Below are 13,386 nucleotides of genomic sequence, written 5' to 3'. Positions count from 1 at the left end.
GATGGTAAATATTAGAAACATACAAGGCGAAATCCGCTTTTCTACCCCAATAAATGAAGGTAGTAAGCGCCAGTTTCTTCTAATGAAAGAGGACTATATTCTTTTGAAGTTTTCTCTTGCCAACCCTATATATTTTCATTTGGGTGATTACATGGACAACGAACTCGGCATGTTTGAGCTTGTAGACCTGTATAAGCCTACCTACAATACGACTATCGGTGCATACGACTACGAACTCCGATTGGATGCCTACTACTGGAAATGGAAGAACAAAAAGTTTTTCTACACACCGGAGACTACCGGACGTGAAGCCGGATGGAATCTTACCTCCACCCTTGACACGCACTTGAATGTCTTTCTTGACAACCTGAAAGCACTCGGATACAAGTTTAGAGAAGAAGAGTTTACATACGAGATTGACAACACGGTAGCAAACACTTCCAAGCTCGTTTCTTATGACAATGTGAACCTTATCGACGCACTTACTCAGATGGCGGAGACATGGGAGTGCGAATGGTGGATAGAGAATCATAAGATTCGTTTCGGCCGCTGTGAATACAGTTCCCCGGTTGATTTCAAAGCCGGTGATTTGTCTGATACGGAGAACGTGAATGTCAACTCCATGCAAAGAAGCGACAGTCAGACAACATATGCGACCCGTGTCTACGCTTTCGGCTCTACACGTAATATTCCTGCCAGCTACCGAAAGAGCCTGATATTTGACGTGAAAGAGGTCAAAGGGCGGGATATATCCGATACGGCAAGAATCTTAAAGAATGAGTATTTCCCCATCAGTTCTCAAATAAAAGGAGCGGATATTGATGTTAGCATAAAGCATACAGAAATGTATGACCCCGATTATCAAAAAAAACATACGGTAACAATTGCTGAAAGTTTAAAAGCGGGAAAGTATCTACTTAAAGCTAATGGTGCTACTGTTGAGGGATATTTTCAGACTAGTCCACCTTCAAATTCTACCACTAAAGCTGTTTTCACACTAGAATACAATAACGGTGATTTGATTAAATTAGCTGAAATGACCGTGCAAAATGCAGATTCATGGCCGGAATTTAAGTTGGTAGACATGCCTTTTGTTCTAAATACTGATGCACAGAATTGCCAATTTTCTATAAGTTTGGAATACTCTTTTAGTAAATGGATTAATGTCCAGTATAGAGGAGTTCTTACCTTATCTTGTGAGACACTTGGAGCAAATACTTCTGTGACGTTCCTCTCTGGTTCCAATGCCGGACAGACATTTGATGCTGTCTATAACCCGGATTTACTCACAGGGGATAATTCGAATATTATCCGGCTACCCGAAGGTACAACGGCTTCTTTAGGAGATAGATACACCATAAACAACATCATCAAAGGCAAAGTTCCTGACAACTATTTCAGCAAGGACGATAAAGAACTTACTTTAAACGGAGTAGTCCAAAAGCGTCTTATGCTCCCGGAAGGTATTCCCTATGTGGATGCTTACAGATACAGCCCTACAGGTGAACGAATCGGCATAGAAGATGAACGCTACGACAATCCCGACAACGTGGAAATGCCGGAAGAAGAAGCTATTGAAGAGATTGTCACATTTGAGGATGAATATCCGAAGTATCTCGGTAGTACTGATGAAGTTCCTGAGCCTAGCATTGGCAAGGAATTAGATGATGATAAGAATCCTACCGGAAACGAATATCCTATTTACACATTCAAGGATACCGGTCTAAAGAACTTTAGTGAGGATTTCCGCTTGCCTGGAGAATTACACTTGATTTTCCAAACCGGAAAGCTCGCCGGACTTGATTTCGAAATATCTCTCAAAGAAAGTGACAATACAGGAACCACCTTTGAAATAATCCGTAATGAGGACTACGGGCGTTATCTGCCGGACGATGTGCTATTCCCACAAGCTGCTCATACAGAAAATGGAAAGGATATCCCTGCTGATACATATATTCTTCATGGATTTGATACGGCATATCTTTCCGAACAGATATTGCCTGATTCCGAGCAAGCACTACTGAAAAAGGCTAAAGATTATGTAAAGAAATCCATGATTGACCCATCCACCTATGATTGTGAGATGGATGCGGATTTCATCTACAATAACGGTAATGTTCGCGAATACGAAGTTGGGGCTAAAGTAAACCTAATTAATAAAGCGTTTTTCCCCGAAGGACGGCAATCCCGAATTATTGGTTTTGAATGGCCGCTTGATATTCCTTACGACCATCCAATTTATACAATCGGTGAAACGGCTGCATATTCACGTATCGGTGAGATAGAAAGCAAGATTGATTCTCTCACCTACAAGGGACAAACCTACTCCGGTTCCGTGGTTGTCGGTGGCGGAACCAGCGTGTATGTTATCGGAGTGAATGACAAGACGCTTCCTTCTGATAAGAACGTCTTTTCTTCCAAGAAATCATTAGAAACATTTCTTCGTAAAGACCAAGCTGATGAAACAAATTTTCGATTAACCGTTTGTGGTTTAACTTCTAAAGAACTTGTTGAGGCAAATAATGGACTTGTTGTCCGCAAGACTGAATTAGTTGAAGGTAGTTCAATATCTCTAATAGAAGAAGGTGAGGATTCACTAGTCGAGGAATTGAATATAAGCGGGAAAGTCAACACATTAGGAGAACTAACAAACGTAAATATTGATGTTGACACTGCCGCACCGGGTTCTTTATTTGTAAAAGAGGAAAATTGGGAAGCCGTTCCACCCGTACTTAGTTCTCTGACAGATTATGATAATATGCTCATGCCTGTATTTCACAAAGTATTAGGTAAATGGGTGTTTATCTCTGTGTCGTCAATCTCTGGCGGAGTTACTCCTCCTGTAACTTTAGAAATGGTATTAGATACGGGTTTATTAGATGTAAATAAATTAGCGTGATATGGATAAGTTAACGAAAGAATTTCAATCGGGCGAGGTGCTAAAAGCACAAGACTTGAATAGCATAAAGGATAAGGTTAACGAACTTGTAGAAGGTGTTAATTCAGGAAGCGGTGACACAATAACCGTTGATTCGTCACTAAGTTTAAGTTCGACCAATCCTGTTGAAAATAAAGTAATCACAGGTGAACTAAATAAAAAGGTAGTTAAGGAAAACGGTAAGGGATTGTCCACTAATGATTATACAAACGAAGAAAAACAGAAATTATCTGGAATTCCGGGACAAGTCTATTCAAAAAAAGAAGTCGATGATAAAATCTTATCGAGTTCACAGGGATTTGTATTCTCCGAGTCAGAAATTCAGGTAGGATCATTTCAGATGTCCGGTAGTGCAGGGGTTATTGAAAATCCTGTATATTCAAAATTCTCTATCCTGCTTGAACTTCCTGTATCTTCCGGGGCAACAAAAGAATACACTATTTCCGATGATCCTTTAGGTTGTAATCTCTATTTTGCGATAGATTCGTTCATCGCCAGCACAGGAGAGACTTTAAAGAGTGAGATATTTGTTTCTATGTATGAAATAATGAAAGTATACGTTGACGATAATTACGCTACAAAAGTTATAGTAAAATGTAAGGAAACAACAACCCTGAATCTTAACGCTTATTTGAACGTGCGTTATATCAAACCGTATTCTGAAAAGATAGAACTTGATATTACTTCTACAAGTGCACTGAATGCAGATTCCGTAGCGATAGAAATTCCAATCTTGAAGTATGATAAAAAAATGCTTGTAAGCTTGACTACTGACGATGCAAATGCATCTTCTTTCTGCCGCGTGTGGGCGGGAGTGAATGGTCGTCCGGTCAGCAATAAATTCTATCATGCCAATCACCTTGATGCGGGAGATATTCCAGATTCGATTGTGGATGCCACTTTAGAAAAGACGTTAGGCTATACGGACGGTTGCGGTAATGAACGCCGTTTTACGCACGGTGTAGCTATCTGGCCTTATGCATCGACAAATGGAAATAATATGATGGACACCACTAATCCTGTTGATCCGTCAGCGAACAACACTTACAGGTTCATGACTCCATATCTTCAATGGCCGGACATGAAAATGATGTTGAAATATGGTTGCAGCATGTATTATCACAATATTGGAACTGAGATATTTGGAAATGATAAAGAGGTGGGCAATGTTATCGCCGGATTAAAAGCCGATTGTGAGAGGGCTATTGAACGTGTCGGCCGCGGGATTAAGATACTTGCCCGTCCGGACGGCAATAATGTATTTCTAACTGCTGCCGCTCAAAGTCCGCATATCTTAATGAGTGTCGCGGAAAATTCGCCGGCGGTAGATATCTTGCCATTTTCTTCTCCGAAACTATTTAAGGCTGTTGGTTCCAGGTTTTTCCCTTCTTCGTCTGAAGGAAATACCGAACAGGATGTAGTAAAAAACAATTTTATAGCGGAATATGCTAAAACGAAGGAACAGCGCAAATGGTTCCATTTCTGCTGTCATACAGTGACGCTTGACTGGGTGAACCTTCTAGTATGGTTTAACGATAATTATGGAAAGGATGGCAGCGATGACATATGGTTCACAACGATTGATGAATACTACGAGTATGATTGTATCAGAAAGAATACTATCATACGTAAATCAGTTGTTGGCAATACCTTACATTTGAGTATTTACCTGCCTAAAGGACAATACTTTTATTATCCGGATTTTACTTTGCTGCTTAGTGGTATAACACAAGTTGACGGAATCACGACAGATGATAAGGTGACAGGTCTTTCCTACATCGTAAAGGACGGCAAATTAATGTTGAATGTAAATACATCTGCTAAGTTGATAGAACTGGCGGAGGAGTTTACAACACATTATGAAGCTACCCGACAGGCGGTATGGAAGAATGACGCATTGTACATAGTAACACAACTGAAGGAAAATCTCAGGCAGGTTTATCTTGACCGCCTGAATGTCAGTCCGACAGCAATCTCTTTGACTTCTATTGTTATAAACAACGATAGCAGTAGTACCTTGATACAGACTGTAACAGTCGCTCCGACATACACAGGGGTTCCTACCTATTACCGAATTGGAGAAACAAGCGATTTGAGTGCGGCATCGTGGATTGCGTATTCAGGCGGAACATTGCAATATACATTATCTTCTGGTTATGGTATGAAAACAATTTATCTTCAATTGAAAAATGCAGATTCAGAAAGTGTCATACGTAACAGTACGATCAGTTATGAAGAACAATCCACCGAAATAATACTAACAGGTCTTGCAATAACAGGACTTATCAATAATTTACGAATCGGTGATGATTGCCAGTTGTCCGTATCCTATACGCCTTCAAACACGACACAGACAGGTGTCCTATGGGATATTGACAATACGGATGTCGCCACCATAGATGCTTCCGGATTGTTACATATCGTTGGAAATGGCACAGCGAATATATCGGTTACTTCTGTGCATAATAGTAGTATAAGTGCCATACAACCCGTTAACATTAGCAGTTCGGAATCATCAAAAGATGTTGCTATTATTTCAGAATATCCTTGGACAGAATACAAACAAGCATTTGTATTTGATGAGACAGCCAATGTATACATAACAATTGCAAATGCAAATAATAATAACGGTTGTCCTGCTGGTGGAGAACCTATCTATAGTGCGGAGACAGGAAAGGCATTACCCGGATGGTATCGTATGTACGATAATGAGAAGGCATCGTATTATGATATTGATACACTGGATAAATGGCTTAGTGCGGCATCTTTCAATTTTGACCTTTCGTCTTTATTTTCTACCCCCTTATCATATCAATATTCGAATAAGTATAACGCTGTTGTATATCCCATTATTGGGTGGAGGGTTCCAAATGGTACCTATAAAGTAAGTATTCTGTCATCAACAACCCAAAACGATCATACTTCTACTGGCCACATTAAAATTAATAAGGTTGAGCAAACTCTTCCTTCTCTTTCTCTTACGAATAATAAGACCTGGATGGAGTTTGATAATATTGTGGTTGATGATGGGAAATTAGCAATTATGATGTGGGCTGAAAAAAGTAAACGTATAGGCTTTAATGCGATAAAAATAGAAAAAATGTCTTGAATTAAACTAGTTGTACAATGGCAATACTGAGTAATGGAAAATTTTATGGTTTCCTCTGTTCGGTCAAAGAGACAGGGCGGAAGCTCACGAACGGAGTAAAAGAATATGTGGAAGACTTCATATCCGGATTCGCCGGACACGGTTGGAAGTTGTGGGAGTACATGACCGGTAAATGGAAATTGGAGATTGATACAATCGTGGTGCGGGAAACTATGCTTGTCTTTGAAATGCTGATAAGTAAAGTGCGGGCAATAATCGGTGCTCAAACAATCAGTCAAGGGCATGGGAAGGTGAAGGCTGTTAGCATCTCAGACGATGGTACAGAATACCTCATTGTATTGGAAAACGAAGATGTGAGTATCGTAGCTCATGATTTCGTGCGCTGTCAGACGTTCGTAGGTAACAAGACAAAGCTTTATCATGTCGAAGTTTCATCGGTTGATGTAGAAACAAAAACTCTGCATGTTCCTTTAACAGAGTTTAATAAGGACGAATCAGGTAATGTACTTTATCCCCCTGTATCGGGCGATGAGTTGGTTCAGTTCGGTAATTCGCAGAATAAGGCTCGTCAATCTGCTATATACATGCATGCTGATGAAACAGGACAACCGGCCATTGACGTAATGTTTGATGTTGACTCAAAGAATTGGGACGGCAAGGTTAAAGTCCGTATGGGCGGCGATATTCCGGGTGGCAATGGATTGAAAGGGTTCTATAGTGTAAATGGTATGGTAAAAGCGGTAGATGATAAAGGTGCTGTTATTTATGAGTTGTCTCCTGATGGTTCGGTTAATCTAGGGAAGGGAAACATTGTGTATAGTCCTACCACCAACAAAGTAACTCTTGGCTCGGGTGTAACCTTAACTTGGAATAATCTAGATAGTGAATCTAAGAAAAACTTGAAGGGCGAACCTGGTAAAGATGGACAAGACGGGGCAAATGGACAGGATGGACAAGACGGGGTAAATGGCAAAGATGGGGCTAGCTTAGTGTATAAAGGCGAGCTATCTTCTCATCCGGCTAATCCTGAAAATGGCTGGTATTATCGTAATACAGTAGATAAGAAATGCTATGTCTATCAGGATAATGCTTGGTATGTTATGACAGTTGACGGTGCCGATGGCGAAAATGGATTAGATGGGGTTAACGGTCAAGACGGTAAGGACGGGCTCGATATTGTATGGAAGGGAGATTCCTCGATTCCGCCTGCTAATCCTCAAAAGAATTGGGCGTATCGTGATACAGATAACGGGCGGGTTTATATCTATAATGGTACAGCATGGGCGTTAATGGTAGCGGACGGTAAGGATGGTATTGATGGTACAGATGGCGACCCCGGTACGGATGGTAAGGATGGAATGAGGGTTTACATAACATATAATGATAGTGAAGAAGAACCGGTAAAACCTGTCGGAGATGGTACTACAAATGGATGGCATACAAATTCAACAGCATCAGTTATCTGGATTTCTCAAAAGGTGGCGGAAAGTGCGGAATCCGGAGAATGGGGTAATCCTATAAAAGTAAAAGGAGAGACAGGGAAGGATGCGAACCTTCTTCCGTGGATTGAGAAATGGAACGGATATGCAACGGAGCTGGGAGAAGAGTATATTGTTACTCCTAAAATGTTCTCCGGTACCAAATCTATTGATGGGAAGTTGACTGGAATAGCGCAAGGAAAGGATTGTTTAACCACTGCTGATGGAACTAAGCGTACTGGAATCTTTGCATTAGTTAATGATGAAATTGTGTTCGAACTTGATCCTATTACTAAAAGATATAAGTTTAAAGGAAGAGTGGAGGTTGAGGACGGAAATATTTCTATTGCGGGCGGGAAAATTCTTTTGAAGGAAGATGGTAGTGGACATCTTGCAAATAAAGCCATAATTTGGGATGAAAATGGTAAGGCTTATGGAGATTTGTTTGATAAACAATATGCTATGAATACCAATTTGGTTGAACTGCCTTCTGTACCTGAGGGATCTATAAAACAAATAATATTACCTTATTTTGTTGTTAGAGCAATATTATCATACAGATTTCAATTTGCAAATCAAAACGATTTTATTGTTTATAAACAAGGCACAACAACAAGAGTAGTAACAGGTGATTCGAATATTGAAATAGGTGGCTTGGGACATGGTATTATTAGGCTTACAGGCGTTTGTTATGATCCTGATATTTCTACTACAAGATGGACAGTAGAAGATATTAATTTTAACTTAAATGGATAATTAAAATTGCTGCGTAGTAAACTTTTACTTTTATCATTGTTTAAATATTTATTATAAGAATATGGAGTTAAATGAATGGCTAACAATACTCGGAGCTTTAGGTGGCTTAGAAGCTATCAAATGGATAGTTAACTTCTACGTTAACCGGAAAACGAATGCTCGTAAAGAAGACGCGGCAGCAGATGCAGCGGAGAATGAAAATGAGCGTAAACAGATTGCTTGGTTGGAAGAGCGTATTGCTCAACGAGATGCGAAAATTGATGCTATTTATGTAGAACTTCGACAGGAACAAGCTGCTCATCTTGATGAAGTTCATAAGCGGCATGAGACAGAATTAAAATTAAAAGAGTCTGATATGAAGCGTTGCGAGGTAAGAAAATGTTTGGAACGCGAACCTCAGACGGGTTACTAAAATAATAAGGAGGAAACGAAATGAAAGTATTGATTGACAACGGTCACGGTGAGAATACACCTGGCAAACGCTCACCAGACGGAAGATTGATAGAGTGGTCCTATACAAGAGAGATTGCTGATATGGTAGTAGCCGGATTGCGCAAGTTGGGAATTGATGCCGAGCGCATCGTTAAAGAGGACACGGATGTTCCATTGTCCGAGCGATGCCGACGGGCTAATGCGATTTACAAGGAGACAGGAAAGAAAGTTATCCTTGTATCTATTCATTGTAATGCTGCCGGTAATGGCAGTTCTTGGATGAGCGCAAAAGGTTGGAGCGTATTTGTATCGAATAATGCTTCTAGTAATAGCAAAAAATTAGCAGACTGCTTGGGGCAAATAGCAGAATGTATTCCGGTTCCCGTCCGAAAGCAGACACCCGGACGGGAATACTGGGAACAGAATCTTGCCATCTGTCGAGATACGAATTGTCCGGCAGTATTAACAGAGAACTTCTTCCAGGACAATAAAGAGGATGTTGAGTACCTTTTGTCTCGAGAGGGTAAAGATGAGGTTACTAGGATACACGTCGAGGGCATTGCTAAATACTTGGGATTATGAAAGCCTTGATTTATATAACCATGTTCCTGATGTCGGGAATATGGTTTACTTCCTGCAAGACTTCCCGGAATATGGAAACTCAAAAGCAGGTAGACTATTCCGGTGAATTGAGTCGTATTCAAAGTATAATTGAGTCATTGAGGACTGATGTAAGTAAGCAAACGAAGATTACTACTGACAAGTTGAGTGATCTGAAAATTGAGAATAAAACAGTTTACTTATCACTTCCGGATTCAACCGGAAAACAATACCCGGTCAAAGAAAGTACTACCACCGCTTCCAAACAGGAGCAAGAACGGACCGAAGTCTATGAAACATTATCTATTACTTTGCAACAATTTTCTAATCGATTGGATATGATAAATAACAAGATGAATGCCTTAATGAATCAGAAAGAAAAAGTCATCGAATTATCTTGGTGGGATTTGCATAAAGATAAAGTTTATTGCTATGTCATTGGCTTGATTCTTGTGGGATGGTTGGTGTGTAAATTTAAGAAATAAGTCTTTCTTCTATTGAAAATACAATTTTTAGGCGAAATTATATGTGAAAAAATACAATATTGTGGAAATAATATATATCTTTGCAGCAAAAGAATATCTCTGTTGGCGCAGAGATAAACTTTAAATTCGGTGATGTAAAAATATAAAATTGTATTTTATGGCAAAATTAAAGAATGTGGCTGAAACAGCCAAAAGGAAGCGTATAATAAACGCTAAAGAATGTGAATACGAACTTCGTGAGTCGTTAGAAAAGCTATTTGATGCTTTTTGGAATGCTGTACGTAATTATGAAAAAGAGGTAATACAAACCCCGTTTACAGCTCGTTGTCGAGGATTTGAAGCCTCCCTCTTAAACTCAAAAATAATTCAAAGTGTTCAGTCTGTTTTTAAAGATGACTGGACATTTGGAAAGTACAAAAGATTTATGCTTAGAGTTAATGGATATATTATGCTTTTTAAGAAATTAAATAGTAAAAATATGCCAATGAATGTTCCAACTCGTTTTTCATCATCTATTCAGAACCAAGAGCAAGGTTATTTGTTTGATATGTATGATAACGGGATAGAACCTATTTTATTTTTTGGATATAATAAAAGTCGTTTTGGGGAGATTATAAATCCAAAATTGGTTTATATCGATGAAAACAAAGTGAGATGGACTATTTCTGAAAATGATATTTCTACAGTTAATAGAACAATGGATGTTCAGCCAGCCGCTGCGTCTCTCTCTGTACGCCAAAATATCAAAAAGAAAGAAGGAACAAATAATTAATAATATAATACATCACCGAATTTATTTTAGAAAACAACAATACTGATAGCAAAAATGGAAATCAACTATAAGCAGATAATATTTGCTCGTGAATATCGAGGTTACTCACAAACCGAGCTTGCTTCTAAGATTGTTGGATTGTCACAATCCAATTTATCTAAGTATGAGAAGGGTATTGGTCCTTTATCTACCGATGTGCTTAATCGCATAATTGATTTTCTGGGATTTCCAACTGACTTTTATGAGAAGAAAATCTCAAATATTGCAGAAAATGCGCATTACCGAAGGAAGAAAGGAATGACTAAAAATGAACGTTCCCAAATAGACCTTTCAAACAAGTTATTAGGTTATATTGTAGACCAAATGGGGGAGTCTGTGGAATTTCCAGATATGTCATTTCGAATGATTGACCTTGAAGATGGATATACACCCGAAACCGTGGCTCAGTACACCAGGAAGTATTTAGGCTTGAAAGATGAACCGGTTCGGAATATATTCTCTTTGCTGGAAAGAAATGGGATTATAATCATAGAATTGGATTATGATGTGGATCTATTTGACGGGGTTTCTTTTTTGACAGATGGTGGATATTATGTGATTATTATTAATAAGAATTTTAGTAATGACCATAAAAGATTCACTTTAGCACATGAACTGGGACATTTGATCATGCATACTTCAAATGAGTTTCTAATCTCTGAATATAGGGATAAAGAAGATGAAGCAAATAGATTTGCTTCAGAATTCCTTATGCCTTCTGATGCTATATCAAATTCTTTACGTGGACTAAAACTGCAGTATTTGGTGGAATTAAAAAGATATTGGTTAACCTCCATGGCATCTATTGTACGTAGGGCAAAAGATTTGAAATGTATTACTAATGAAAAATATAAATATTTTAGTATTGAACTAAGTAGAAGAGGATATAGAAAAAGCGAACCTGTGAATGTATATATTGATATGCCGAATATGTACAATGAAGCTTATAAACTTCATAAGAATGAATTGGAATACTCAAATGAGGAAATGGCAACTGCATTTAGTTTGCCTATTGATGTTCTTACTAGATTTTGCTGTCCTACAAAAACTAATTTGAAATTAAGATTGAGTATATAATCTGTATATCTTATAAATATAATCATCATATGGCTAAAACAATAAAAAAATTCACTTATGCGGTGAAAGATAAATATGATAATATGGTAACTGTGTATGCAAGAATTGAAAAGGAAGGTGGTTTGTATTACTGGTATACAAGTCATTTGACAAAACCGCAAGATGCAGATGGAATAGGAATATATAATCCTTCTAATGTTGAGTCTAATCTTGATACTGCTGAAGCATTTTTGAAAGCATATATTAGTATGATGAAAGATTCTAAAGTAATTGTACCAAACAATCATTATTGATTTATTATTTTAGAGATAAGTTGTGTTCTATTAATGATAAATCCTTTTTATATTGCCCCGTCTCTTTGATTCGGGGTTTTTCTTTATCCACCTCCAAAGTATCGCTATCTTTATGCTATAAAAGATTATTTTATGTGATAGTCATGTGATCGGCTCGGTACGAAAGATTCGGGGCTTTTTTCTTATTCATAATCAAACTTCTCGTATCTTTGCAAAAAAAAGACCCATAATGAAAGTCAAACATGAATATGAAAGAATGCCGGCCAATGAAGTTTGGAATGTAGTAGTAGCTTATATTAATAAGAACAAGCAGTTTTTGTCCTCTACTGGTATTAAATATAACGCCAAGGTCATAATTGATTCTATAGAATACAAAGGTGGAAGGGAAGGAAGTGTTAGAGCCACTGAAGGAGAGTCTATCAGTAAGAATCAATTTATTTCCGCATTTAGGCAAATCCGTGACATGGAATGTATCAATACAAAAAATGTCAAGCCATATATTGATAGAAAGCAAAGTCCATTTGTAGGCTTACTAAAGTCCGTCGGCATCATTGAGTAAGATACGGTTCAGGAAGTTAAGAAGAAACGAAGCGCTTGCTAAATTTGCTATAAATAATCGGTAGCTGAATAGTCACCTATTTTTATGCTCTCTGCAGAATACTAGAATCGTAAATTTTCATTTTCATAAATAATTGGCGGAATAGTATTCAAATTAAAAAATAATTAGTATATTTGTGTACAGACGTGGATGTCTGTTGTATCATCTCTCTACGGAAAAGTTGCTAGTTTTCGAGAACGGGAGACAATACGTTATTTACTCCAAAAGGAATGAGCCTCGACTAAGTGTAGTCGGGGCTTTTATTTTGTGCTTGTTTCCCTGTATTTTAATATTAAAATATGTATCTGTAGTTTAATTTAACTTATTCACATGACTCAAAAAGTGCTATTCTTGGAGATATGAGTAAGTTTGTGCAACTTTAAAATTAAACATTATGGCAAAGAAAATTGGATATATTGAAAAGGATGGAGTAATATTTGTATCTGTTAAAGACGTATTTGAATATCTATATGAAGTGGAGGTAATTGCTACAGAAAACCAAATGTGTACGTCTCGATGGGATTTTGAAAAGAATATCCTTAAACGTTTATATGATTGTCATAAGAGTGGCGAACGGACAGATGCTGATATTCCTTGGATAATGGATAGAGAGTTTTATTGCCACTGGCTACGTTTTGAATATACTGACTTCACGAAGGTTATTAAGACCTTGCGAAACGAAAAGGAAATCAAAAGGATTGCAATGCTAATTGATTTGCATGATTTCTCACGGAGCAAGTTATTTGTGAAGCGAAAGTTTGCACTAAAATAATATTTGTAGGAAAGAGGTAGCCGAATAAGCTACCTCT

General features: G+C 38.0%; 11 protein-coding genes. All 11 read left to right on the top strand.

Annotated elements, in window-relative coordinates; genetic code table 11:
- Window position 1: 1 nt before the first annotated feature.
- The 11 genes from RDN93_RS08985 (at window position 2) to RDN93_RS08935 (ending at window position 13,349) form a co-directional block, all read left to right on the top strand.
- Entirely contained in the window at window positions 2-2,899 is a 2,898-nt protein-coding gene (locus RDN93_RS08985; protein WP_308745190.1) for a hypothetical protein, read from the top strand.
- Window position 2,900: 1 nt separating this feature from the next.
- Complete coding sequence (locus tag RDN93_RS08980) at window positions 2,901-6,047, top strand: Ig-like domain-containing protein (protein ID WP_308745189.1); 3,147 nt, start codon at window positions 2,901-2,903, stop codon at window positions 6,045-6,047.
- Window positions 6,048-6,064: 17 nt separating this feature from the next.
- Window positions 6,065-8,281, top strand: coding sequence for a collagen-like protein (locus RDN93_RS08975; RefSeq protein ID WP_308745188.1), 2,217 nt, complete (start codon window positions 6,065-6,067; stop codon window positions 8,279-8,281).
- Window positions 8,282-8,342: 61 nt separating this feature from the next.
- The gene (locus RDN93_RS08970; RefSeq protein ID WP_308745187.1) at window positions 8,343-8,693 is read left to right on the top strand and encodes a hypothetical protein; all 351 of its coding nucleotides are present in this window, start codon (window positions 8,343-8,345) and stop codon (window positions 8,691-8,693) included.
- Between the two features lie 20 nt (window positions 8,694-8,713).
- Complete coding sequence (locus tag RDN93_RS08965) at window positions 8,714-9,295, top strand: N-acetylmuramoyl-L-alanine amidase (protein WP_308745186.1); 582 nt, start codon at window positions 8,714-8,716, stop codon at window positions 9,293-9,295.
- Window positions 9,292-9,798 (top strand): histidine kinase, encoded by a 507-nt coding sequence (locus RDN93_RS08960; RefSeq protein WP_308745185.1) that lies wholly within the window; start codon window positions 9,292-9,294, stop codon window positions 9,796-9,798. Before RDN93_RS08965 ends, RDN93_RS08960 begins: the two co-directional genes overlap by 4 nt.
- Before the next feature lie 157 nt (window positions 9,799-9,955).
- Window positions 9,956-10,570: a hypothetical protein gene (locus RDN93_RS08955; RefSeq protein WP_308745184.1), complete on the top strand. Its 615-nt coding sequence runs from the start codon at window positions 9,956-9,958 to the stop codon at window positions 10,568-10,570.
- 54 nt (window positions 10,571-10,624) lie between these two features.
- On the top strand, window positions 10,625-11,686 hold the full coding sequence (locus tag RDN93_RS08950) for an ImmA/IrrE family metallo-endopeptidase (RefSeq protein WP_118299819.1): 1,062 nt from the start codon (window positions 10,625-10,627) through the stop codon (window positions 11,684-11,686).
- Window positions 11,687-11,715: 29 nt separating this feature from the next.
- A complete protein-coding gene (locus RDN93_RS08945; RefSeq protein ID WP_055268847.1) occupies window positions 11,716-11,979 on the top strand; it encodes a hypothetical protein in 264 nt (87 codons plus the stop codon).
- A 229-nt stretch (window positions 11,980-12,208) separates the two neighbouring features.
- Window positions 12,209-12,538, top strand: a complete 330-nt coding sequence (locus tag RDN93_RS08940; protein WP_118299818.1) for a hypothetical protein — start codon at window positions 12,209-12,211, stop codon at window positions 12,536-12,538.
- Window positions 12,539-12,971: 433 nt separating this feature from the next.
- On the top strand, window positions 12,972-13,349 hold the full coding sequence (locus RDN93_RS08935) for a hypothetical protein (protein WP_308745183.1): 378 nt from the start codon (window positions 12,972-12,974) through the stop codon (window positions 13,347-13,349).
- The last annotated feature ends 37 nt before the right edge of the window (window positions 13,350-13,386 follow it).

The sequence above is a fragment of the uncultured Bacteroides sp. genome (genome assembly GCF_902491285.1).
Lineage (GTDB): Bacteria > Bacteroidota > Bacteroidia > Bacteroidales > Bacteroidaceae > Bacteroides.
Note: the sequence above shows the minus strand (reverse complement) of the source record. Positions and strands in the feature narration are given on the sequence as shown.

Coding starts and splice junctions, on each gene's coding strand:
- RDN93_RS08985 (WP_308745190.1), top strand. CDS start 2: ATGGTAAATATTAGAAACATACAAGGCGAAATCCGCTTTTCTACCCCA.
- RDN93_RS08980 (WP_308745189.1), top strand. CDS start 2,901: ATGGATAAGTTAACGAAAGAATTTCAATCGGGCGAGGTGCTAAAAGCA.
- RDN93_RS08975 (WP_308745188.1), top strand. CDS start 6,065: ATGGCAATACTGAGTAATGGAAAATTTTATGGTTTCCTCTGTTCGGTC.
- RDN93_RS08970 (WP_308745187.1), top strand. CDS start 8,343: ATGGAGTTAAATGAATGGCTAACAATACTCGGAGCTTTAGGTGGCTTA.
- RDN93_RS08965 (WP_308745186.1), top strand. CDS start 8,714: ATGAAAGTATTGATTGACAACGGTCACGGTGAGAATACACCTGGCAAA.
- RDN93_RS08960 (WP_308745185.1), top strand. CDS start 9,292: ATGAAAGCCTTGATTTATATAACCATGTTCCTGATGTCGGGAATATGG.
- RDN93_RS08955 (WP_308745184.1), top strand. CDS start 9,956: ATGGCAAAATTAAAGAATGTGGCTGAAACAGCCAAAAGGAAGCGTATA.
- RDN93_RS08950 (WP_118299819.1), top strand. CDS start 10,625: ATGGAAATCAACTATAAGCAGATAATATTTGCTCGTGAATATCGAGGT.
- RDN93_RS08945 (WP_055268847.1), top strand. CDS start 11,716: ATGGCTAAAACAATAAAAAAATTCACTTATGCGGTGAAAGATAAATAT.
- RDN93_RS08940 (WP_118299818.1), top strand. CDS start 12,209: ATGAAAGTCAAACATGAATATGAAAGAATGCCGGCCAATGAAGTTTGG.
- RDN93_RS08935 (WP_308745183.1), top strand. CDS start 12,972: ATGGCAAAGAAAATTGGATATATTGAAAAGGATGGAGTAATATTTGTA.